This window comes from Streptomyces griseorubiginosus (assembly GCF_036345115.1).
Classification (GTDB): domain Bacteria; phylum Actinomycetota; class Actinomycetes; order Streptomycetales; family Streptomycetaceae; genus Streptomyces; species Streptomyces griseorubiginosus_C.
Genome location: NZ_CP107766.1, coordinates 3,091,484 through 3,112,473 on the forward strand (window position 1 = coordinate 3,091,484; position 20,990 = coordinate 3,112,473).

At 71.6% G+C, this 20,990-nt stretch carries 22 protein-coding genes; 13 read left to right on the forward strand and 9 right to left on the reverse strand.

Annotation, left to right across the window (positions count from 1 at the left end):
- Positions 1 to 107 precede the first annotated feature (107 nt).
- From OHN19_RS13710 to OHN19_RS13740, 7 genes are all read left to right on the forward strand, one after another.
- The gene (locus OHN19_RS13710; RefSeq protein WP_330264463.1) at positions 108 to 614 is read left to right on the forward strand and encodes a protein-tyrosine phosphatase family protein; all 507 of its coding nucleotides are present in this window, start codon (positions 108 to 110) and stop codon (positions 612 to 614) included.
- A gap of 107 nt (positions 615 to 721) precedes the next feature.
- Positions 722 to 1,459 carry a hypothetical protein gene (locus OHN19_RS13715; RefSeq protein WP_330264464.1) on the forward strand — a complete coding sequence of 246 codons (738 nt, stop codon included), beginning with the start codon at positions 722 to 724 and terminating at the stop codon, positions 1,457 to 1,459.
- Positions 1,456 to 2,679, forward strand: a complete 1,224-nt coding sequence (locus OHN19_RS13720) for a HAMP domain-containing sensor histidine kinase (protein ID WP_330264465.1) — start codon at positions 1,456 to 1,458, stop codon at positions 2,677 to 2,679. Before OHN19_RS13715 ends, OHN19_RS13720 begins: the two co-directional genes overlap by 4 nt.
- Before the next feature lie 152 nt (positions 2,680 to 2,831).
- Positions 2,832 to 3,296, forward strand: coding sequence for an SH3 domain-containing protein (locus OHN19_RS13725; RefSeq protein WP_330264466.1), 465 nt, complete (start codon positions 2,832 to 2,834; stop codon positions 3,294 to 3,296).
- Between the two features lie 52 nt (positions 3,297 to 3,348).
- On the forward strand, positions 3,349 to 4,710 hold the full coding sequence (locus OHN19_RS13730; RefSeq protein WP_330264467.1) for an FtsW/RodA/SpoVE family cell cycle protein: 1,362 nt from the start codon (positions 3,349 to 3,351) through the stop codon (positions 4,708 to 4,710).
- Between the two features lie 17 nt (positions 4,711 to 4,727).
- On the forward strand, positions 4,728 to 6,191 hold the full coding sequence (locus OHN19_RS13735) for a peptidoglycan D,D-transpeptidase FtsI family protein (protein ID WP_330269600.1): 1,464 nt from the start codon (positions 4,728 to 4,730) through the stop codon (positions 6,189 to 6,191).
- 45 nt (positions 6,192 to 6,236) lie between these two features.
- Entirely contained in the window at positions 6,237 to 6,746 is a 510-nt protein-coding gene (locus OHN19_RS13740) for a DUF3291 domain-containing protein (protein ID WP_330264468.1), read from the forward strand.
- Positions 6,747 to 6,750: 4 nt separating this feature from the next.
- Here OHN19_RS13740 and OHN19_RS13745 read toward each other — a convergent pair whose 3' ends face one another.
- Together OHN19_RS13745 and OHN19_RS13750 are read right to left on the reverse strand one after the other, a co-directional pair.
- Positions 6,751 to 7,590 (reverse strand): hypothetical protein, encoded by an 840-nt coding sequence (locus OHN19_RS13745; protein ID WP_330269601.1) that lies wholly within the window; start codon positions 7,588 to 7,590, stop codon positions 6,751 to 6,753.
- A gap of 15 nt (positions 7,591 to 7,605) precedes the next feature.
- Positions 7,606 to 8,718 carry a ferritin-like domain-containing protein gene (locus OHN19_RS13750; RefSeq protein WP_330264469.1) on the reverse strand — a complete coding sequence of 371 codons (1,113 nt, stop codon included), beginning with the start codon at positions 8,716 to 8,718 and terminating at the stop codon, positions 7,606 to 7,608.
- Positions 8,719 to 8,808: 90 nt separating this feature from the next.
- Here OHN19_RS13750 and OHN19_RS13755 point away from each other — a divergent pair, with 90 nt between their 5' ends.
- Positions 8,809 to 9,747 (forward strand): diiron oxygenase, encoded by a 939-nt coding sequence (locus tag OHN19_RS13755; protein WP_330264470.1) that lies wholly within the window; start codon positions 8,809 to 8,811, stop codon positions 9,745 to 9,747.
- Between the two features lie 28 nt (positions 9,748 to 9,775).
- On the opposite strand, the gene OHN19_RS13760 is transcribed toward OHN19_RS13755, so the two are convergent.
- The gene (locus OHN19_RS13760) at positions 9,776 to 10,306 is read right to left on the reverse strand and encodes a GNAT family N-acetyltransferase (RefSeq protein WP_330264471.1); all 531 of its coding nucleotides are present in this window, start codon (positions 10,304 to 10,306) and stop codon (positions 9,776 to 9,778) included.
- Positions 10,307 to 10,407: 101 nt separating this feature from the next.
- Between OHN19_RS13760 and OHN19_RS13765 the strand changes: the two genes are divergently transcribed.
- The 3 genes from OHN19_RS13765 to OHN19_RS13775 all read left to right on the forward strand — a co-directional run bounded on the left by OHN19_RS13765 (position 10,408) and on the right by OHN19_RS13775 (position 12,501).
- Entirely contained in the window at positions 10,408 to 11,055 is a 648-nt protein-coding gene (locus OHN19_RS13765) for a TetR/AcrR family transcriptional regulator (protein ID WP_330264472.1), read from the forward strand.
- Entirely contained in the window at positions 11,048 to 11,350 is a 303-nt protein-coding gene (locus OHN19_RS13770; RefSeq protein WP_330264473.1) for a hypothetical protein, read from the forward strand. The genes OHN19_RS13765 and OHN19_RS13770 overlap by 8 nt, the downstream gene beginning before the upstream one ends.
- Before the next feature lie 101 nt (positions 11,351 to 11,451).
- Positions 11,452 to 12,501: a C40 family peptidase gene (locus OHN19_RS13775; protein ID WP_330264474.1), complete on the forward strand. Its 1,050-nt coding sequence runs from the start codon at positions 11,452 to 11,454 to the stop codon at positions 12,499 to 12,501.
- Here the strand turns inward: OHN19_RS13775 and OHN19_RS13780 are convergent, their stop codons facing one another.
- The 5 genes from OHN19_RS13780 to OHN19_RS13800 are packed head-to-tail and all read right to left on the reverse strand — an operon-like array spanning position 12,502 to position 18,070.
- Positions 12,502 to 13,755 carry a styrene monooxygenase/indole monooxygenase family protein gene (locus tag OHN19_RS13780; protein WP_330264475.1) on the reverse strand — a complete coding sequence of 418 codons (1,254 nt, stop codon included), beginning with the start codon at positions 13,753 to 13,755 and terminating at the stop codon, positions 12,502 to 12,504.
- A 38-nt stretch (positions 13,756 to 13,793) separates the two neighbouring features.
- A complete protein-coding gene (locus OHN19_RS13785; protein ID WP_020136614.1) occupies positions 13,794 to 14,420 on the reverse strand; it encodes a GTP-binding protein in 627 nt (208 codons plus the stop codon).
- Positions 14,401 to 14,814 (reverse strand): DUF742 domain-containing protein, encoded by a 414-nt coding sequence (locus OHN19_RS13790; RefSeq protein ID WP_330264476.1) that lies wholly within the window; start codon positions 14,812 to 14,814, stop codon positions 14,401 to 14,403. Before OHN19_RS13790 ends, OHN19_RS13785 begins: the two co-directional genes overlap by 20 nt.
- On the reverse strand, positions 14,811 to 15,314 hold the full coding sequence (locus OHN19_RS13795) for a roadblock/LC7 domain-containing protein (RefSeq protein ID WP_330264477.1): 504 nt from the start codon (positions 15,312 to 15,314) through the stop codon (positions 14,811 to 14,813). The genes OHN19_RS13790 and OHN19_RS13795 overlap by 4 nt, the downstream gene beginning before the upstream one ends.
- The gene (locus OHN19_RS13800) at positions 15,311 to 18,070 is read right to left on the reverse strand and encodes a nitrate- and nitrite sensing domain-containing protein (protein ID WP_330264478.1); all 2,760 of its coding nucleotides are present in this window, start codon (positions 18,068 to 18,070) and stop codon (positions 15,311 to 15,313) included. Before OHN19_RS13800 ends, OHN19_RS13795 begins: the two co-directional genes overlap by 4 nt.
- A gap of 372 nt (positions 18,071 to 18,442) precedes the next feature.
- Between OHN19_RS13800 and OHN19_RS13805 the strand changes: the two genes are divergently transcribed.
- A complete protein-coding gene (locus OHN19_RS13805; RefSeq protein WP_330264479.1) occupies positions 18,443 to 19,231 on the forward strand; it encodes a hypothetical protein in 789 nt (262 codons plus the stop codon).
- Between the two features lie 100 nt (positions 19,232 to 19,331).
- On the opposite strand, the gene OHN19_RS13810 is transcribed toward OHN19_RS13805, so the two are convergent.
- Entirely contained in the window at positions 19,332 to 19,826 is a 495-nt protein-coding gene (locus OHN19_RS13810) for a MarR family transcriptional regulator (protein ID WP_330264480.1), read from the reverse strand.
- 233 nt (positions 19,827 to 20,059) lie between these two features.
- Between OHN19_RS13810 and OHN19_RS13815 the strand changes: the two genes are divergently transcribed.
- Positions 20,060 to 20,929: a lysozyme gene (locus OHN19_RS13815; protein WP_330264481.1), complete on the forward strand. Its 870-nt coding sequence runs from the start codon at positions 20,060 to 20,062 to the stop codon at positions 20,927 to 20,929.
- The last annotated feature ends 61 nt before the right edge of the window (positions 20,930 to 20,990 follow it).

The window sequence follows — 20,990 nt, forward strand, 5'->3', positions numbered from 1 at the left end:
GGAACAGGCGGGGTGCTGCGCAGGCAAGAAGCCGGTTACCTTTGGGGTGAGTCGCAGTGAGTTGCCGTGAATTGCAGGGCTTGGCGCAGGGGCTTGGGGAGGCGCTGTTGCGGACCCGCAGGAAGCAACCCGATGTACCGGCTCCGGAGCGGGCGTGGAACGAGATCGTGCCCGGGCTGTGGATGGGCGGGCACGAGTTCCAGGGCCTGTCCGGACAACGGGAGTTCGCCGTCGTACGGGACGAGTTCGATGTCGTGCAGACGCTGTTGCGGCTGCCGGGGCACGGTCCCGATCCCGGGGTGGAGCACCATGTGTGGCCGATTCCGGACGGCCCGCTGGACGGCACCCAGCTCGCGGGCGTGATCCGGCTGGCGCAGGCCGCGAGTGACGCACTGGACGAGGGCCGCAAGGTCCTCGTCCGCTGTTACCACGGCTACAACCGCTCGGGCCTGGTCGTGGCCCACGCCCTGATGCGTCGGGGGCATACGGCGGACGCGGCGATCCGGCTGATCCGGGGCCGCCGCTCGCCGTGGGCGCTGCACAACGAACTGTTCGTCGAGTACCTCCAGGCCGGACTGTCGACGGCCCGGCTGCTGGAGGAGCTGACCGAGTAGGGCGGCCGGGGCGCACGGGAACGCAAAAAGGACTTCCACACGAATAAGGTGGTCGGGCCAGTGCAAACTCCTGCCCCGGCCCCACCCCTGCCCCTCCCAGGAGCACAGTGCCCCCCGCCCGCCCCGCGCCCCGCGCATCCCGCGCGCCCCGTACGCCCCGTGCCGTCGCCGCCGTCGCCGTAGCCCTGCTGCTCGCGGCCGTGGCCGGCTGCGGGGACGCGGGCGGGCTGGTGGGGGCGGGGTCGACGCCGACCGCGATCAGCCCGGACCGGCTGTGGCCGCAGCTGACGCCCGCCTCCAGCCCCGCCTTCGAGGTCGGGGAGGTGGAGTCGGAGGTGGTGGCCGGCGTTCCCGTGCCCGGCGACGACATCCGCCGGGTGGACCCGGTCGCCGTCGTACGCGCCGAGATCAAGGAGGATTCGAGCGACTACGAGAACGCGGGGTACGTCGAGACACTCCGCCGGATGGCGGACTGCGGCAAGCAGGGGGCGGCCGGGCAGCGGTGTCCCGTCCTGGAGCCGTACTACCGCGACCTCACCGGGGACGGACATGCCGATCTGACGCTGGGCTTCCGGCAGCTGCCCGGGAACGTCACCGCGGTGCGCGTCTACACCGTCGAGAAGCACCGGCTCGTGCGGGTCATGCACTGGGAGGACGCGGTCAGCGGGGTGGAGCTCGCCGGGCGGTCCGTGATCATCCGTTCGCCGTCCGAGGTGGCCGGCTACGAGTACCGGCTCCAGTGGACCTGGGACCCGCAGCAGAGGTCGATGCTCCTGACGCACGACGAGATGCTGCGCTCCGGGCCCGAGGGGCCTTCGCCCGGCCCCTCGGCGAGCGCGCGATGAGACTCCCCCGCCGGTCCGGCACGCTCGCGGTGAAGTCGGCCGTCTTCATCACCGTGATGTGCTGCGCCCTCGCCGCGCTGCTCGGTGTCCTGGTGCATGTCTCGGTGACCAACCAGACCGTCGGCGAGGCCCGTGACCTGGCGCTGAGCCGGCTGCGGGACGCGACGGCGGCCTACGAGGCCGGGGACACGCTGCGGTGGGACGCCGGGGTGGATCCGCCGGACCTGCCGGGGTCGCTGCGGGCGCTGGCGGTCGCCGGGGACCGCGGGACGATGGTCGGCGAGCACCGCGGGCGTCCCACGATGTGGGCGGCCGGTCCGGTGGACGGGAACCGGGCGCTGGCCGTGGAGGTCGACTACTCGCAGGGCGCGCGCACGATCGCGGGGCTGGACCGGGCGATCCTGTGGTCGTCGGGACTGGCGATCACGGCGACGCTGCTGGTGGGGGCGTTCGCGGTGACCCGGGTGACGAGGCGGTTGCACACGACCGCCCGGGTGGCCCGGCGGATCAGCGCGGGCGACCTGGACGCGCGCGTCGACGATCCCCGTACGAAGGACGGGTCGCAGGACGAGGTGGCCGCGGTGGCCGCCGCGCTGGACTCCATGGCGGCGTCTCTGCAAGGAAAGCTGCTGAGCGAGCAGCGGTTCACGGCGGACGTGGCGCACGAGTTGCGTACGCCGCTCACGGGACTGCACGCGGCCGCCGAGCTGTTGCCGCCGGGGCGGCCCACGGAGCTGGTGCGGGACCGGGTGGGGGCGTTGCGGACGCTGACTGAGGATCTGCTGGAGATCTCGCGGCTGGACACCGGGCGGGAGACGGTCGAGCTGGACACGGAACGGCTGGCCGCGGTCGCCGAGCGGGTGGTGCGGGCTTCCGGGACGGACACCGAGGTGGTGGTCGTTCGGGATGTCGCGGTGGAGACGGACCGGCGGCGGCTGGAGCGGGTGCTGGGGAATCTCGTGGCCAACGCGCACCGGCACGGGCGGGGGCCGGTGTCCTTGACGGTGGACGGGCCCGTGGTGACCGTGCGGGATCACGGGGACGGGTTTCCGGAGTACCTGGTCGAGCACGGGCCGCAGCGGTTCCGGACGGAGGGTGGGGCCCGGGGGCACGGTCTCGGGTTGACCATCGCCGTGGGGCAGGCCGAGGTTCTCGGGGCCCGGCTCTCGTTCTCCAATGCGGTCGATGGTGGGGCGGTCGCGACGTTGGTGCTGCCGTAGTTGTCGGGCCGACGGCGGGTGGGGCTTCTCGCGCAGTTCCCCGCGCCCCTGGGTGGGTTCTCCTACGGCCCATCCGGAAAGGCGACCGTCTCAGAGCGCCCTTAACGTGGCGAACAGTCAGGTTTGTCGCCCCCTCCCACGGAGGTCTCCCCATGTCCCTGCGCTCTCGCTTCTCCATAGCCGTCACCGCCGGCGCCCTCGCCGTCTCGGCCCTCGCCGTGCCCGCCGCCGCGGCCGACGAGTGGGACGGCGACCCCCGGGGCGACTCGGCGAGCCATCAGAACCAGGGCCAGAACCAAGGCCAGAACCAAGGCCAGGGCCAGGCCCAGGGCCAGAGCCAGGCCCAGAACCAAGGTCAGAACCAGAACCAGAGCCACAACCAGCGGCTGTACCGGGGTGTCGTGACGGCCAGTTCGCTCGCCCTGCGCAGCGCGCCCAACCGGGGCGGGCAGATCATCCGGTATGCCAACCGGGGGGAGATCGTCACCGTCTTCTGCCGGACCGACGGCCAGAACGTCCAGGGCAACCGCCAGTGGTACCTGCTCACCGACGGCACCTGGGCCTGGGGCTCGGCCCGGTACATCAGGGACCTCGGGCCCTCGCCACGAAGGTGCTGACACCACCCCGAAACAGCGCAGACAACCCATGTTATTTGGGTAGGTTCCGGACATGACCAAGGCCGGAACCACCGTGGCCCCCGCGGACACCCCCGCTTCCGCGGTACGCCTGCCCCGGCGCCGTGGCATCGAACTGGCCCTCATCGTCCTCGCCGTCCTGCTCAGCGTGTACGGCTACTGCGCTGTCGGCCTCGCCCGGCACGGCACCGTCCCGCCCGGCGCCGCCGGTTACGGCGCCGGGCTCGGCGTGCTCGCGCTCCTCGCACATCTCGCCGTACGCCTGCGGGCGCCGGACGCCGACCCGCTCCTGCTGCCCATCGGGGTGCTGCTCAACGGCCTGGGCCTGGTGCTGATCTACCGGCTCGACCTGGAGACGCCCGGCGACCGCGCGGCCCCCACCCAGCTGGTGTGGTCCACCGTCGGGGTGGCCCTGTTCATCGTGGTGGTGCTGGCGCTGCGCGACCACCGGGTGCTCCAGCGGTACGCGTACGTCTGTGTGGCCGCCGCGCTCGTCCTGCTGACCCTGCCGATCCTCTTCCCCTCCGTGAACGGCGCCCGCATCTGGATCCGGATCGCCGGATTCTCCATCCAGCCGGGCGAGTTCGCGAAGGTGCTGCTCGCGGTGTTCTTCGCCGCGTACCTGGCCGCGAACCGCAACGCGCTGGCGTTCGCGGGGCGCCGGCTGTGGGGGCTCCAGCTGCCCACCGGGCGGGTCCTCGGCCCCCTGCTCGCCATCTGGCTGATCAGTGTGGGCGTGCTGGTCCTCGAGCGGGACCTCGGGACCTCGCTGCTGTTCTTCGGCCTGTTCGTCGTCCTGCTGTACGTCGCCACCGGGCTCACCGGCTGGATCGCGCTGGGGCTGCTGCTGGCCGCCGTCGGCGCCTTCGCCGTGGGCTGGCTGGAGCCCCATGTGCACAGCAGGGTGGAGGACTGGCTGCATCCGTTCGCGTCGATCGAGGCGGGCCTGGGCCCCAACCAGCTCGCCCAGTCCCTGTTCTCCTTCGCGGCGGGCGGGGTCCTCGGCACCGGGCTCGGGCTCGGCCACTCCGTCCTGATCGGCTTCGCCGCGAAGTCGGACTTCATCCTGGCCACGGCCGGCGAGGAGCTCGGGCTGGCCGGCCTGTCCGCGATCTTCCTGCTGTACGGCCTGCTCGTGGAGCGCGGCTACCGGGCGGGCCTCGCCCTGCGCGACCCGTTCGGGCGACTGCTGGCGACCGGGCTCGCCTCGATCGTGGCGCTCCAGGTGTTCGTGATCGCGGGCGGGGTGGGCGGACTGATCCCGCTCACCGGCATGGCGATGCCGTTCCTCGCCCAGGGCGGCTCGTCGGTCGTCACCAACTGGGCCATCGTCGCCCTCCTGATCCGGGTGAGCGACTCGGCCCGCGGCCAGTACGACGGGACGGAGGCCCCATGACCGCGCGCGCTTCCGGCATGGCCCGCTACATCCGGCACGCGGCCTGCTTCTGCGCCCTGCTGCTGATCGCGCTGCTCGTCAACGCCACCCGCGTCCAGGTCTTCGAGGCCCGCGCCCACGACGAGAACCCGGCCAACCGCCGCGAGAACATCGCCCGTTACGGCCTGCGGCGCGGCGACATCCTGGTCGACGGGCGGCCGGTCACCGGATCCCGGGACACCGGGGAGCAGCTGCGCTACGAACGGACGTACGCCGACGGGCCGTTGTTCGCGCCGGTGACCGGCTTCGCCTCGCAGGAGTACGGCACGACCCTGCTGGAGCACACCGAGGACGGGGTCCTGTCCGGCTCGGACCCGCTGCTGACGCCGTTCCCGCTGTGGAACGACTTCACGCGGCGGCGCAACCCGGGCGGGGACGTCGTCACCACCATCGACGGGGCCGCGCAGCAGGCGGCCTTCGAGGGGCTCGCCGGGCGCAAGGGCGCGGTGGCGGCCGTGGAGCCGACGACGGGCCGGATCCTGGCCCTGGTGTCCTCGCCGTCGTACGACCCCGGGGTGCTGTCGGGCAACGACCCGGGGGTGGCCCGGTCGTGGGCACGGCTGAACGCGGACCGGGACAAGCCGATGCTCAACCGGGCGGTACGGCAGACCTATCCGCCGGGTTCGACGTTCAAGGTGGTCACGGCGGCCGCGGCCCTCGACGCGGGTGTCGTCTCTGACGTGGACGCGCCGACGGACTCGCCCGCGCCGTACACCCTGCCCGGTACCCGGACCTCGCTGACCAACGAGTCCGACGGCTGCGAGGACCTCTCGCTGCGGGAGGCCTTCCGGTGGTCCTGCAACACGGTGTTCGCGAAGCTCGGGGTGGACGTGGGGGTCGGTGACATGACGGCCACCGCGCACGCATTCGGCTTCAACGACTACTCACTGCGGATCCCCTTCTCGGTGGCCCGGTCCACCTTCGACCCGACCGTCGACAGGGCGCAACTGGCCCTGTCGTCGATCGGGCAGTACAACACCCGGGCGACTCCGCTCCAGATGGCGATGGTCTCGGCGGCGGTCGCCAACGGCGGGCAGATCCGCACGCCCTACCTGGTGGAGCGGACCACGACGGCCGGCGGCTCCACCGTGGCGACGACGGGCCCGCGGCCGGCGCGGCAGGCGATGTACCCGTCGACCGCCGCACAGCTGAAGGAACTCATGACGCAGGTGGTCACGGAGGGCACGGGCACCAATGCCGCGATTCCGGGCGCCGTCGTCGGCGGCAAGACCGGCACCGCCCAGCACGGCATCGGCAACGCGGGGACGCCGTACGCCTGGTTCGTGTCCTGGGCGCAGGGTGACCGGGACGTGGAGCCGAAGGTCGCGGTGGCCGTGGTGGTGGAGGACGCGGCGGCCGACCGCGGGGACATCACCGGGGGCGGGGTGGCGGCGCCGATCGCGCGGGCGGTGATGGAGGCGGTGCTCAACTCCAAGGAGTGAGACGGGGGTTGAGACGGCGCTGGACGCCGACCTAACGTTCGGTCCATGACTGAAGCCGCCTCGTACCAACTCGCCCAGGTGAACATCGGCCGGCTCAAGGCCCCGCTGGACTCGGCGCAGTTGAAGGACTTCGTCGACAACCTCGACCCCGTGAACGCCGACGCGGACGCCGCCGACGGGTTCGTCTGGCGGTTGCAGAGCGAGGAGGGCGACGCCACGGACATCGCCGTGTTCGGCGACGAGTGGCTGATCATCAACATGTCGGTGTGGCGGGACGCCGACGCGCTGACGGCGTACATGTACCAGGGGCGGCACCGCGAGATGCTCGCGCGCCGCAGGGAGTTCTTCGAGCGGGTCCAGGAGGCGATGGTGACCCTGTGGTGGGTCCCGGCGGGCCACCGCCCCACGGTCGCCGAGGCGGAGTCCCGCCTGCTGCACCTGCGCACCAACGGCCCGACCCCGTACGCTTTCACCCTGCGCCGGCTCTTCCCGGCCCAGGGCGCGGAGCCGGCGGTCGCCCTGGAGCTGCCGGACGACCTGGGGTGCTCGGTGTAGGGCGTCAGCGGATCGGCTTGCGCATCTCCGCGCGGACCTGGGCCGTCGTCGCCGCCGCCTTGTCCAGGTCTATCTCGAGCGGGTCCGTGGTGGCCGTGGCCGTCGTCAGCTCGGCCACGGCCGCGCCCGTGTTGCCGTCGCCCCAGGCGCAGATCGGGACCGTCAGCTTGGTGTCGCCCTGATCCTTGGTGAGGACCTCGCAGGTGACGGTGGTCCCGTCGGCGCCGTCGGGGTGGAAGTCCTGTTCCGAGATGGCGATCTGGGAGTCCTCGCCCTCCGCCGCGCCGTCCAGCAGACTCTCCCGCACCCTGTCGGGGTTCTTGAACCGCCCGTACATGCCCGACACCACGAGCGTGCCCTTCGTGTCGTCACCGCCCAGGCTGTACTGCGCGACGGCGGCCTTGACGTTCTTGTAGCCCGGGGCTCCGACCGACTGGTCCTCGATCGTCCGGGCGGCTTCGGAGTCGGAGAGGTTCCGGGCGAGTTCGTAGCGGCCGTCCACCAGCGTCCTGGGCAGGTCGAGGCTGTACTCGGCGTCCGGATAGCCGGAACCGCTCGCCTCCTCCACCCCGCGCATGACCGAGCCCGCCACCCCCAGGGCGACGAGTCCGCCCACGACGGCGAGGATCACCACGAGCGGGCGCCTCTTGGGGGGCGGGGCGACGGGGGGAGCACCCCAGCCGTACGGCTGCTGCTGGGGGTACGGATTGCCGTACGGCTGTTGCTGCGGCGGCACCGGCGGCGGGCCGTACGGCTGCTGCTGGGCGTACGGCCCCGGAGCGTAAGGCCCTTGCGGAGGCGGCTGGTTGTAGGGGTTCGGCGGCCCGTAGGGGCCCTGGGGCATGGACACGCCAGTACGTTACTCCACGTCAGCGGCCCCTTCCTCGATCGCCTGCACCACCTCCGCGACCCGCTCCCCCTCCTCCGTCGCGAACCGCTCCGCGTCCAGCTTCTCGGCGATCTCCTCGTCCTGGGCCATGAGGAGGTCGAGGTTGGAGTTGCCCATCTCGAAGACGCCCATGTCGACGTAGGCCTGTTGGAGGCGTTTGCCCCACAGGCCGATGTCCTTGACACAGGGGACGATCCGGGAGAAGAGCAACTGGCGGAAGAGGGCGAGGAATTCGGAGCGCTCGGCGTACTCCTCGGCCTCGGCCGTGGGGATGCCGAAGTTCTCCAGGACCTCGACCCCGCGCAGCCGGTCGCGCATCAGGTAGCAGCCCTCGATGACGAACTCCTCGCGCTCGCGCAGTTCGGCGTCGGAGAGCTGCCGGTAGTAGTCGCGGAGCGCCATCCGGCCGAAGGCGACATGGCGGGCCTCGTCCTGCATGACGTACGCGAGGATCTGCTTCGGCAGCGGCTTGTCGGTGGTGTCGCGGATCATGCCGAACGCGGCCAGCGCCAGGCCCTCGATGAGGACCTGCATGCCGAGGTACGGCATGTCCCAGCGGGAGTCCCTGAGGGTGTCGCCCAGCAGGGACTGGAGGTTGTCGTTGATCGGGTACAGCATCCCGATCTTCTCGTGCAGGAACCGGCCGTAGATCTCCGCGTGCCGGGCCTCGTCCATGGTCTGGGTCGCCGAGTAGAACTTCGCGTCGAGGTCGGGCACGGACTCGACGATCCGCGCGGCGCACACCATCGCGCCCTGTTCGCCGTGCAGGAACTGGCTGAACTGCCAGGAGGCGAGGTGCTTGCGGAGCTCGCCCTTGTCCTTCTCGGTGAACTTCGCCCAGTACGTGGTGCCGTAGAGGGAGATGGACTCGTCAGGGGTGCCGAGGGGGTCGTGGGGGTCGACCTCCAGGTCCCAGTCGATGCGCTTCTGCCCGTCCCACTGTTTGTCCTTGCCCTTCTGGTAGAGGGCCAGGAGGCGGTCGCGGCCGTTGTCGTACTCCCAGCTGAAGCGGGCCGCGCCCGTCGCCGGTACCTGCCAGTGGGGGTCCCCGGGGTCCGTGGTGTACAGGTCGAAAGTCGGCATGTTCCGCAGGCTGCCCCTTCGTAGACGCGGGGTCAACAAGTCGTGCGCGGGGGATTGACGAGCTTGCTGACAGGCAGTCTCATAAGGGCCATGACGAGTCTGACAGAAGTCGACGCGCTCGCAGGGCTGCGTGACGCGCTCGGTCTGCTCAAGGACCGGGAGCAGGTGGCCGAGCGGCTGCTCGACTCTTCCGCGAAGCACTCCTTCGACCCGGACGAGGAACTGGACTGGGACGCGTCCTTCGAGGAGGGCAAGTGGTTCTGGCCGCCGGAACTGGTCTCGCTCTACGACACCCCGATGTGGAAGCGGATGAGCGAGGAGCAGCGCATCCTGCTCTCCCAGCACGAGGCCGCGGCGCTGGCCTCGCTCGGGATCTGGTTCGAGATCATCCTCATGCAGCTGCTGTGCCGTCACATCTACGACAAGGCGGCCACGAGTGCGCATGTGCGGTACGCGCTCACCGAGATCGAGGACGAGTGCCGGCACTCGAAGATGTTCGCGCGGCTGATCACGCGGGGCGGAACGCCCTGGTATCCGGTGAGCCGGGCCCATCAGCAGCTGGGGCGGCTGTTCAAGACGATCTCCACGACACCGGGGTCCTTCACCGCCACGCTGCTCGGCGAGGAGGTCCTCGACTGGATGCAGCGGCTGACCTTCCCCGACGAGCGGGTGCAGCCGCTGGTCCGGGGCGTGACGCGGATCCATGTGGTGGAGGAGGCCCGGCATGTGCGGTACGCCCGCGAGGAGCTGCGGCGCCAGATGCTGACCGCGCCGCGGTGGTCGCAGGAGTTCACCCGGGTCACCTCGGGTGAGTTCGCCCGGGTGTTCTCGGTGGCCTTCGTGAACCCCGAGGTCTACACGAACGTGGGCCTCGACCGGCGGGAGGCGCTGGCCCAGGTGAAGGCGAGCGGGCACCGCAAGGAGGTCATGCAGACCGGCGCGAAGCGGCTGACCGACTTCCTGGACGACATCGGCGTGCTGCGGGGCGTCGGGCGGCGGCTGTGGCGGTCGTCGGGGCTGCTGGCCTGAGCCGTCGGGTGGGCGACGGCGGGGCCGCTCAGCGGTGGCCGTCGTCCTCCCGCTCCGGGGCCTGGAGGAGCGTCAGGTCGCGTCGGTACCAGGTGCCGTGCTTGCCGCCGAGGTCGGCCGGACCGGCCGGGCCCGTCGGGAGGAACCCGGCTCTGGTCAGGACCTTCCGGGACGCGGGGTTCTGGTGGGCGACGGCCGCCCGCAGGGTGTGCAGGCCGTACCGGTCGGGTGCCAGCCGGCACAGGTCCCGTACGGTCGCCGTCGCCACACCGCGGCCTGCCACGTGCTGCGCGACCCGGTAGCCGAGGACGGCCGTGCCGTCCTCGAGGTCGAGCAGGTTGAACCTGCCGAGGACCGAGCCGTCCTCGGCGACGAGCACGTGGAAGGCGCAGACACCGGCCTCCTGCTCGGCCAGCAGGGCGTCGAACCGGTCGGTGAAGTGGTCGAAGAAGGCGTCACCGCGGTCGGAGACCGAGGCCGCGAAGTACGCGCGATTCGCCAGCTCGAACGCCAGGACCGCCGGGGCGTGATGGGCATGCAGCCGCTTGAGCTCGGGCACCGCCCGAACCTACTCGGGCGGTCCCGCCCGGGGCCACCGGGTTTCCGGCGCGGGCGCGACCAGCCACGACGCACCCGCGGACGCCCGACTACGCTGCCTCCATGACCCCTGCCGCGCCCGCCTACCGCCGTCTGAGTGTCGAGGAGCGACGCAGCCAGCTGCTGGAGGCCGCCCTCGGCCTCTTCGCGCACCGCGCCCCCGAGGACGTGTCCCTGGACGACGTGGCGGAAGCGGCCGGAGTCTCCCGTCCCCTCGTCTACCGGTACTTCCCCGGCGGCAAGCAGCAGCTCTACGAGGCCGCGCTGAGGTCTGCCGCCGACGAGCTGGAGCAGTGCTTCGACGAGCCCCGGGAGGGGCCCCTCCTCGTCCGCCTGTCCCGGGCCCTCGACCGCTACGTCGCCTTCGTCGACGAGCACGACGCCGGTTTCAGCGCCCTGCTCCAGGGCGGCAGTGTCGTCGAGACGTCCCGGACCACGGCCATCGTCGACGGTGTACGACGGGCCGCCGCCGAGAACATCCTCGGCCACCTCGGCGTCCCCGAGCCCGGCCTCAGGCTCCGTATGACCGTCCGGATGTGGATCACCGCGGTGGAGGCGGCCTCGCTGATCTGGCTCGACGAGGGCAAGCAGCCCCCCGTGGCGGAGCTGCGCGACTGGCTGGTCGAGCAGTTCGTCGCCGTGCTCTCGGTGACCGCGAACCGTGACCCGCAGACCGCGGCGCTGGTCACGGCCCTCGCGGCGGATGGCTGAGACTGGTGCCGTGAAGAGCGAAGACACCCCCTTCGAGGGCGGCCCCATGGACGGCCGGGTGCTGCCCGTGCTGCTGGGACCGACGGGTCACCCGCCGAAGACGTACCGCATCCCGGTCCCCGACGCGGCCGGCGGCCCGCCCACCGTGCTGGTGTACCGCCGGGTGCCGAGGGGGCACACCAGGCTGGGGATCCAGAAGGGGTGGAAGTACGAGTACGCCCCCGAGGGGGAGGCGGACGGCCGGCTGAAGTGGCCGTGGTCCAAGCCCGGCAGGCCGGCTGACACCGACGGGTGACCAGGTTGCGCCGAACCGCCCACCCGGCGCGCGGGAGGCCGGGCACCGCCTGATGCTCGCCGTGCGGAACAGAGGGGCTGCTCCGCACGGGAGGTGATGGCGTGTCAGGAAGGCTTCTGCGTCTGGTGTGCACGGCGGCCGTGGTGGCCGGCACCGCCCTCGCACCGCTGCCGGCGGCGGCCGTACCGGAGCCGGAGCCGCGCGAGCGGACCGTGGCCGAGCTGCTGACGGACCTTCAGCGGCTGTACCAGGAGGCCGAGCAGGCGACCGAGACCTACAACGCGACCGAGGAGAGGCTGCGCGAGAAGCGCGCCGAGGTGACCCGTCTGGACACCGCGCTGTCCCGGACCCGGCTCTCCCTCCACGACAGCCGGGGTGCCGCGGGGCGGCTGGCCCGTCAGCAGTACCAGAGCGTCACCGAGATCTCGCCGTACGTCCGTCTGCTGCTCGCCCGCGATCCCCAGCACGCCCTCGAACAGGGCCATGTCATCGGCCGGTTGGCGAGGGAGCGGGCGAAGACGGTGGGCCGCCTCACCGGCACCGAGCACCGCGCCGACGCCCTCGCCCGCGCGGCCCGCAAGGCCCTGGACGACCAGCTCTCCCTCGCGGCCCGGCAGAAGAGGAACCGGGACGCCGTACGGGAGAAGCTCGCCGACGTGGAGGAGCTCCTCGCCTCCCTCACCGCCGAACAGCTCGCCCGGCTGGCCGAGTTCGAGGAGAAGGGGGTGGCCAGGGCGCAGGAGGAGCTGACGACCTCCGGCGCCCTCGGAGACGTCCGGCGCGAGCCGACCCGGCAGGGCGAGCGGGCCCTGGCGTACGCCCGGCGTCAGCTCGGGAAGCCGTACGAATGGGGCGCGGAGGGCCCGAAGACGTACGACTGCTCGGGCCTGACCTCACAGGCCTGGGCCCACGCCGGCACCCCGATCCCCAGGACCAGCCAGGAGCAGTGGGCCCGGCTGCCGAGGGTCGAGCTGAAGCACCTGCGGCCCGGCGACCTGGTCATCTACTTCCCGCAGGCCACGCACGTGGCGATCTACCTGGGCAAGGGAGAGGTCATCGAGGCCCCGAGAACAGGCAAGAAGATCAGGATCTCCCCGATCGCCTCCCACCCGATCCTCGGAGCCGTCCGCCCGGACCGCCCTCCGCGATGATCAGGCCCCCGTGACCGACGCCAGATAGGCGTCCGTCTTCTCCGGGTCGTAGAAGAAGTTCTCGAAGTCCGCCGGGTTGTCGAAGCCGTTGGCGAAGCGGTCCGCCACCGGCTGGAGCCGGCCGGCGGCGCCGATGAGGTTCAGGATGTGCTCCGGCGGCGGGGCCAGCATCGCGTTGGTCCACTTCGTGACGTGCTGGGCCGTGGCCCAGTAGCGCTCGAAGGTCCCCCGCATCCACTCCTCGTCGAACTCCTTCTCGCCCCGCTCCAGGATCGACGCGAGATACGAGGCCGCGCACTTGGACGCGGAGTTGGAGCCCTGCCCGGTGATCGGGTCGTTGGCGACGACGACGTCGGCCACGCCCAGGACCAGTCCCCCACCGGGCAGGCGGCCTATCGGGTTGCGCACGGTGGGCGCGTAGCGGCCGGCCAGCGTGCCACCGGCGTCGGTGAGTTCGACCTTCGTGGCGCGCGCGTACTCCCAGGGCAGGAACTTCTCCATGAGTTCCAGGGTCAGGGAGAGGTGTTCCGCCGGGTCCTTCACGCCGTTGAAGACGTCGAGCGGGCCGCCGGGTATGCCCTCCCAGAACAGGATGTCGGCCCGGCCGGAGGTCGTGAGCGTCGGCATGACGAACAGCTCGCCCACGCCCGGGACCAGGTTGCAGCGCACCGCCTCGGTGTCCGGGTGCTCGGGGCGCGGGCCCAGTCCGTGGACGTAGGAGACGGCGAGGGCGCGCTGCGGCTCGGTGTACGGGGAGCGCTCCGGGTCGCGGGCGAACATCGACACCAGCTCGCCCTTGCCCGCCGAGACCAGCACCAGGTCGTACGTACGGGAGAAGTAGTCGAGGTCACCGACGGCCGCGCCGTGGATGACGAGCTGGCCGCCGCGCTGGGCGAAGGTCTCCATCCAGCCGGCCATCTTCACCCGCTGGTCGACCGACTGCGCGTACCCGTCGAGGTGCCCCAGCCAGTCGATCGCGCGCTGCGAGGGGCCCGGGTCGAAGGAGCCGGGGGCGGCCACGGAGACGCCGAGTCCCTCGATCCTCGGGGCCTGGGACTCCCAGAAGTTCAGCTGGAGGTCGCGCTCGTGCTGGAGTGCGGTGTGGAACATGCACTGCGTCGACATGACCCGGCCGGCCCGGATCTCGTCCGCCGTCCGGTTGGACATCAGGGTGACCTCGTAGCCGTGCGACTGGAGGCCGAGGGCGAGCTGGAGTCCGGACTGGCCGGCTCCGACGACGAGTATCTTCCGCATGCGGGTGGTGGCTCCTTAACCGGGGCTGTGGACCGGGGCTACTCGGGGGTGACGTCCAGCGCGTGGCCGACGAGGGACAGGAGCGTCTCGATCACCGAGATCCGCCGCCGCGCGTCCATGATCATGACAGGTATGTGCGCGGGGACCGTGAGCGCCTCCCGCACGTCCTGCGGGTCGAACAGCTCGCTGCCGTCGAAGTGGTTGACCGCGACGACGTACGGCAGTCCGCAGCTCTCGAAGTAGTCGAGCGCGGGGAAGGAGTCCTTGAGGCGGCGGGTGTCCGCGAGGACGACGGCGCCTATCGCGCCGCGCACCAGGTCGTCCCACATGAACCAGAACCGCTCCTGGCCCGGGGTGCCGAAGAGGTAGAGGACCAGGTCGTCGTCGAGCGTGATGCGGCCGTAGTCCATGGCCACGGTGGTGGTGACCTTCTCCGGGGTGCCGGTGAGGTCGTCGACCTGCTCGCTGGCCTCGGTCATCAGCGCCTCCGTCTGGAGGGGCTCGATCTCCGAGACGGTGCCGACGAGGGTGGTCTTGCCGACGCCGAAGCCGCCGGCCACGACTATCTTGGTGGCGACGGGCGCCCGGGTGCGGTCCGTCTGCCAGGACTTCAGGTTGTCGTCGGTGTCCTCGAGAGCGAGGTCCCTAAAGGCGACGGAGTCCACTCAGCACCCTTTCCAGCAGAGCGCGGTCGGGACGGCCCGTACCGTGAGCGGTACCGGTGCCGTACACACGGATCTTTCCCTGGTCCGCGAGGTCGCTGAGGAGCACCCGGACCACGCCGAGCGGCATCTTCAGCAGCGCGGCGATCTCGGCCACCGTGCGCATCCGGCGGCACAGTTCGACGATGGCCCGCAGCTCCGGCATCACCGACTTCAGCGAGCCGTTGGTCAGCTCCTTGCGCTCCTCGGGCGCTTCGAGAGCCGCCGTGCTCGCCACGAACGTCTCGACCAGGAGGACGTGCCCGAAGCGGGTGCGGCCGCCGGTGAGGGAGTACGGCCGGACGCGGGCCGGTTTGCGGTCGCCGCCGCGGACGGGGAGGTCGGGCCGGTTCGTCATCGAGCGCTCCCCGTCCCCTCGTGCTCCAGCGACTGCCGTAGCTCGCTGCGGAGTTCGGGGGTCAGGACGTGTCCGGCGCGGCCGACGAACAGGGCCATGTGGTACGCCACCACGCTCATGTCGCAGTCCGCGGAGCCGTGGACACCGAGCAGCGAGCCGTCGCTGATCGACATCACGAACAGGCTGCCGTCGTCCATCGCGATCATGGTGTGCTTCGTGGAGCCGAAGTCCATGAGCTTGGCGGCGCCGAGGGTGAGGCTGCCGATGCCGGACACGATGGTCGCGAGGTCGGCCGACGAGCCGCGCGGGCCCGCGGGTTTCCCGTCCCTGGCCTCGCGTGCCTCGGCGTTCCGCTCGGCGTCGGAGGAGAGCAGGAGCAGGCCGTCGGAGGAGACGACGGCGACGGACTGGACGCCGGGGACCTCCTCCACCAGGTTGGTGAGCAGGAAGTGGAGATTGCGGGCTTCACGACTCAGTCCGAAGGTACTGGGCGCGGTCAACTGCTTGCCTCCTCGACTGTGCCCCCCGTGGCTTCTTCGGATGCGGTGCGGTGTTCCGGGGCCGGCAGCTTGGTCTCGCCGGTCCGTTCCTCGATCTCGGCCGCCACGTCCCGGTGACCGGCCTCCGCCCCCCGACGGAAGCCGCCCAGCCTGCGGCGGAGTGCCTCGGCATCCACGGACGCGTTGCGCCGGCGCGGGGCCGGGGCGGTGGGTGCGGTGATCTTGGGCGTGCGCTTGGGGAGGCCCTTGTCGGTGACGGGCTCCTCGTCGGCGCGGGTGTGTTCCGTCTCGGCCTCGGCGGCGGGTTCACGCGCCTCGGGCTCGTCGCGTACGGGCTCCGGCTCGTCCTGGGCCGGTACCGGTGCCAGCAGCTCCATCGTCGTCTCGGCCGGGGACTCCACGGCGTGTTCGACCGGGAACTCCACGGCCTGCTCCGCCGGGGACTCCGCCGTCCGCTCCCGTGCGGCCTGGTCGGCCGGGGACTCCGCGGTCTGCTCGCGTACGGCCTGCTCGGCCAGCGTGACCAGCGGGTCGCCCTGGGAACGGCCGCTCAGGACGTTGGAGTTGGCCTCCGCGTCCGCGCCCGGGAGGGCGAAGGAGTGGCCGGCGCCGCTGACCGGGGCGTCGGCGGCCGGTACGGCGGACGGGGGTGCGGCGGTGAGCAGGGTTCCGGGGAGGACGACGACCGCGGCCACGCCCCCCTGCTTCTGCTCGCGCAGCTGTACGCGGACGCCGTGCCGGTGCGCGAGGCGGGCCACGACGTACAGACCCAGGCCGAGCCCCTCCTCGCCCTCGTCGTACGACTCGTAGGCGGCCTCGGGATCGAAGTCGGCCAGGCGGGAGTTGAGGGCCGTCATGCGCTCGGCGGTCATGCCGATGCCCTCGTCCTGGACGGAGAGCATGACCTCACCGCTCTCCAGGAGCCAGCCGGAGACCTCGACGGGCAGGTCGGGCGGGCAGAACGCGGTGGCGTTCTCCATCAGTTCGGCCAGCAGGTGGGAGAGGTCGTCCGCGGCGAAGCCGGCCACATGGGCGTGCGGCGGCAGGGCGGCGATACGGACCCGCTCGTAGCGCTCGATCTCGCTGACGGCGGCCCGTACGACGTCGACCAGCGGGACCGGGCCCGCGCTCTGCTGGACGTGTTCGGTGCCGGCCAGGACGAGGAGGTTCTCGCTGTGGCGGCGCATGACCGTGGCGAAGTGGTCGAGCTTGAAGAGGGTCGCGAGGCGCTCGGGGTCCTGCTCGCGCTCCTCCAGGTTCTCGATGACGGCGAGTTGCCGCTCGACGAGGCCGAGGGTGCGCAGCGCGAGGTTGACGAAGGTGGCGCCGATCGTCTCCCGCAGTCGCGTCAACTGGGCTGCGGACTCGGCCAGTTCACCCTTGAGCTGCTCGCGGGCGTCGGCCATCTTCTGGCGCTGGCCGACCAGGTGCTTGCGGTCGGCCTCCAGCGTGGTGATCCGCTCGGCGAGCGCGACGGCGTGCGCGTGCAGGGCGTTGACGGAGCGGACGACCTGGGCGAACTCGTCGTTGCGGCCGGTGAAGGAGACCGCTTCCTCGGTGGTGGGGTCCTCTGCCCCGGCCAGCCGCGCGGAGCCGCGGCGCAGCACGGACAGGGGCCGGGTGAGGGTGCGGGCCATGGCGGTGGCGATGCCCACCGCGAGCAGCATCAGGGCGCCGAGGATCGCGACCCGGAGCTCCAGCGCGGTGACGTCGTCGTCCCGCAGCTGTTCCAGCGCCTTGACCCGGCGGTCGAAGAGGGCCGACTCGGCGCCGCGCATCAGGTCGACGCGGGCGGAGAGGGCCGCGTCGAGCTTGGTGGTGCTGGTGCCCAGCTCTCCGTTGGAGAGGCTGGGCTGGGCGGTGAGGGCCGCGAGGTACTGGTCGGCGGAGTTGACCTCGGGGCCGGTGACCGTGGAGTCGTAGCTGGCCTTGGCGGCCGCGGGCGCGGACTCCTGGAAGTCGGAGAGGGCCGCGTCGGACCGCAGCCGGGCCTGCTGGGCGGCGGCGCTGAGCGCGTCGCGCTGCTTGGCGTCGGCGGCCGAGGTGACCTTCTTGGTGGTGGTCAGGCCGGTGATCGGGTCGTAGACGCTCTGGGTCGTCGTGGGCACGCTGAGGGCCGCGAGCAGCAGTCCGCGGGTGGCGGCGGCCTGCTGTACGGCGGAGTCGAGCTCGGCGAGGGCGTAGCCGCCGGAGCCCGCGCGGGGCGGGGTCTGGGCGGCCAGGTTCTCGGCGAGGCGGTGCAGCTCGGTGATGGCGGCCGAGTAGGCGTTGTGTGCTTCGAGCGCGGTGGACTTGCCGGTGAGCGCGGAGCGCCGTACGGCGGCGATGGCGTCGAGGTCGCCGCGCAGGGCCGGGGAGAGGTCGGTGTCGGTGCGCAGTTCCTCGACCTGGCGGTCGACGCGGGCGCTGGACTGTTCGCCGGGTGCCTTGGACTTGGGGCGGCCGGCCGCGATGTAGGGGGTGACCTCGTCGCGTTCGTCGGCGAGCGCGTGGGCGAGGTCGAGGGCGTCCTGGGTCTGCTCGGCGAGCGTCACCAGGTCCTGGGAGTCGTGGAGGTCCGAGGACGCGGTGACGAGGGAGGGGGCACCGGCTCCGGCGATCGCGGCGGCCACGACGGCGACGGCGAGGATCAGCCGGGTGCGGACGTGGGTGGGGCGGCCCTTGCCGACGGGGGTCTCGGGGGCGCCGGACGTGGGCTCCGTGCCGTGGCCGGAGGCCGTCTGCTTGCCTGTGCGACGAGGCCGCGTCTTCTGCACCGCTGCTCGCATTCCTGAACTCGTGATACCCATGGGCCCGGAGTGACGCTCCGTCAACTGGTGTGCACACCGGGGTACGATTCCCGACCCTCCCAGCGCCGGTGGGCGGTGGGCGAGCATCACCTGAGCCGCCACCCGAAGGAGTGAACCCCGTTGGGGAGTTGGCGGGCAAGTTCCTGGGGCACGCGCGCGTGTCGGGTGCGGTGGGCCGGTTGGACGCCGGGGAGAACCGGTGGCAATATTCGCCACCACGCCGGCCCGGAGTGCGCCATTCCCCCCTAAACAGGGCGTCTGACCTGCGCGACTGCGTCAATTCCGCGACCGTTGGCGGGCTTTGACGAAGCTTGTGAAGGGGTCGTGCAGACTGGCCGAATGCGTACGGAACTTGTCTCGGAACCCGGTGATGTCCAGCGGCCCAACGAGGACTTCGCGAGTGTCGCCCTGCCCGCGTCCGGGCGGGGCGGAGTACTGGTCGCGCTCGACGGGGTCACGCCACCGCGGAGTGGCACGGGGTGTCTGCATTCGGTTCCCTGGTTCACGGCGCGGCTCGGCGGGGCGCTGACCGAACTGGCCGTTTCGCTCATGGATGTTCCGCTGGTCGAGGTGCTGTCCGGGGCCATCGTGCGCACAGCTCGGTCACACGGTGAAGGTTGTGACCTTTCTCACCCGCGTACGCCCCAGGCGACGGTGGTGATGGCGCGGTGGTCGCCGTCGGCCGTGGAGTACCTGGTGCTGTCCGACTCGGCGTTGCTGGTGGAGTCGCCCGACGGGGTGGTGACGCCGGTGCTGGACGACCGCTTGGCGCGTCTGCCGCGCGCCGCGCTGGCCACGGACGCGCTGATCGACGCCAACCTCCGCAACAAGGAAGGCGGCTTCTTCACGGCGGCCGCGGATCCTTCGGTGGCGGCACGCGCGGTGACGGGTTCCCTGGAGCGCGCGCAGGTCCGCACCCTGACCGCGCTCACGGACGGCGCGGCGCGCTGGGTGGAACGCTTCGAGCAGGGCAACTGGACCGACTGCTTCACGTTCGTCCGCAAGCGGGGGGCCCAGGCGCTGGTGGACAGGGTCCGAGAACTGGAGCAGGCCGACGCGGAGGCGCGGACGTATCTGGGACGCAGCAAGACCCACGACGACGCGACGGTGGTGTACGCGGAGCTGTGAGGGGTGACTCACCCGGGTGTGGTCGGCCGGCGTCTGGCGACTCGGCCGGCCGAGGCGGGCCACCCGACCGGCCCGTCCGTTCAGGTGACGGCCGGTGGGTCTACTTCTCCATGTTCCGGTTCAGCTGGTGCAGGAGGCGGGCCAGTTCTGTGACCTCTTCGGGGTTCCAGTGGGCCAGGCGGCCTGCGTAGCGGGCTCGGCGGGCGTCGCGGACGCGTTGGACTCGGGTGCGGCCCTCCTCGGTGAGGTCGACCAGCCAGGCGCGGCCGTCGGCGGGGTCCGGTTCGCGGGCGACCAGGCCCAGCTCCTCCAGGGCACGCAGCTGACGGGACATCGTGGCCTTGCCGACCCCGATGTAACCGGCCAGCTCGGTGGCCCGCTGGCGGCCGCATTCATCCAGACGGACCAGCAGCCCGTACGCCGCCGACTCCAGGTCGGGGTGGACCTCGCGGGCCATCTCCCCCTGGTTGGCCCGGGCGCGCCGCAGCAGGACGGTCAACTCGCGTTCGAGCGCGAGGAACCCCGGCTGGTCCACACCGCTCGGCGGGGCGTCGGTCCCGCCCCGGCCCGCGCCGCCGTTTCCGTCTTCGTGCACGTCAGCCCCTGCCTCGGATTTCCCGGTCCTGAAAGTTTCCGCCAAATTGCGCCCTCGCCGCAGCTCCGTAAGTATTTCGCAGGGCTAGACCAACGGCAGCAGCCGGTCCCTCTTCCCAGCCGCTCGCAGACGTGCGTAGCTTCTTGACCAGGCGATGTCTGGCATGCCCACGCCATACACCCCCGGCCGGGTGTTCCCCCACCGAGCATCACCGAGCCCTTCGGAGGCCCGCCATGCCCGTGCACAGACCCGGATCCCCCCGCCCACGGCGCCTGTTCCTCGCCGGCGCCCTCATAGCCGTATGCGCACTGGTGCCCATAGCCCCGGCGTCGGCCGCGCAGTCGCCCGACGCCGCCGACAGCACCGGCGCCCAGGCCACGGCCAACGCCCCCACCACCCCACCGCGCGGCACCGCCCGCATGGGCATGGGCGTCGTCGCCCACGACGGCCAGGGCGGTCTGCCCACCGGCACCCGTGCCGCCCAGACCGAGGGCGTCGACGTGGCCAGCTACCAGGGCAACGTCTCCTGGACGACCCTGTGGAACAGCGGAGTCCGCTGGTCCTACAACAAGGCGAGCGAGGGGACGTACTACACGAACCCCTACTTCTCCCAGCAGTACACCGGCTCCTACGGCGTCGGCATGATCCGCGGTGCCTACCACTTCGCGACGCCGGACACCACGAGCGGCGCAACGCAGGCCAACTATTTCGTCGACCACGGCGGCGGCTGGTCCGCCGACGGCAGGACCCTGCCCGGCACCCTCGACATCGAGTGGAACCCGTACGGCGACTCCTGCTACGGCAAGACCGCCAGTGGGATGGTCAGCTGGATCCGTGACTTCCTGAACCAGTACAAGGCCCGCACCGGCCGCAACGCCGTCATCTACACGTCCACCAGCTGGTGGTCCCAGTGCACCGGCAACTACGCCGGCTTCGCCGCCAACCCGCTGTGGATCGCCCGCTACGCCTCGACCGCGGGCACCCTGCCGGCCGGGTGGAGCACGTACACGATGTGGCAGTACACGTCCTCCGGGCCGACGGTCGGTGACCACGACAAGTTCAACGGGGCCCTCGACCGGGTGCAGGCCCTCGCCAAGGGCTGATCAGCCCCCGCGTACGGCGAAGGCCCGGGCCTCCCTTACGAGAACCCGGGCCTTCACCTCA

Excerpts from the sequence above, each read along its gene's own strand:
- OHN19_RS13720 (WP_330264465.1), top strand. The coding sequence starts at position 1,456 with ATGAGACTCCCCCGCCGGTCCGGCACGCTCGCGGTGAAGTCGGCCGTC.
- OHN19_RS13725 (WP_330264466.1), top strand. The coding sequence starts at position 2,832 with ATGTCCCTGCGCTCTCGCTTCTCCATAGCCGTCACCGCCGGCGCCCTC.
- OHN19_RS13730 (WP_330264467.1), top strand. The coding sequence starts at position 3,349 with ATGACCAAGGCCGGAACCACCGTGGCCCCCGCGGACACCCCCGCTTCC.
- OHN19_RS13735 (WP_330269600.1), top strand. The coding sequence starts at position 4,728 with ATGGCCCGCTACATCCGGCACGCGGCCTGCTTCTGCGCCCTGCTGCTG.
- OHN19_RS13740 (WP_330264468.1), top strand. The coding sequence starts at position 6,237 with ATGACTGAAGCCGCCTCGTACCAACTCGCCCAGGTGAACATCGGCCGG.
- OHN19_RS13745 (WP_330269601.1), bottom strand. The coding sequence starts at position 7,590 with ATGCCCCAGGGCCCCTACGGGCCGCCGAACCCCTACAACCAGCCGCCT.
- OHN19_RS13750 (WP_330264469.1), bottom strand. The coding sequence starts at position 8,718 with ATGCCGACTTTCGACCTGTACACCACGGACCCCGGGGACCCCCACTGG.
- OHN19_RS13755 (WP_330264470.1), top strand. The coding sequence starts at position 8,809 with ATGACGAGTCTGACAGAAGTCGACGCGCTCGCAGGGCTGCGTGACGCG.
- OHN19_RS13765 (WP_330264472.1), top strand. The coding sequence starts at position 10,408 with ATGACCCCTGCCGCGCCCGCCTACCGCCGTCTGAGTGTCGAGGAGCGA.
- OHN19_RS13770 (WP_330264473.1), top strand. The coding sequence starts at position 11,048 with ATGGCTGAGACTGGTGCCGTGAAGAGCGAAGACACCCCCTTCGAGGGC.
- OHN19_RS13780 (WP_330264475.1), bottom strand. The coding sequence starts at position 13,755 with ATGCGGAAGATACTCGTCGTCGGAGCCGGCCAGTCCGGACTCCAGCTC.
- OHN19_RS13790 (WP_330264476.1), bottom strand. The coding sequence starts at position 14,814 with ATGACGAACCGGCCCGACCTCCCCGTCCGCGGCGGCGACCGCAAACCG.
- OHN19_RS13805 (WP_330264479.1), top strand. The coding sequence starts at position 18,443 with ATGCGTACGGAACTTGTCTCGGAACCCGGTGATGTCCAGCGGCCCAAC.
- OHN19_RS13815 (WP_330264481.1), top strand. The coding sequence starts at position 20,060 with ATGCCCGTGCACAGACCCGGATCCCCCCGCCCACGGCGCCTGTTCCTC.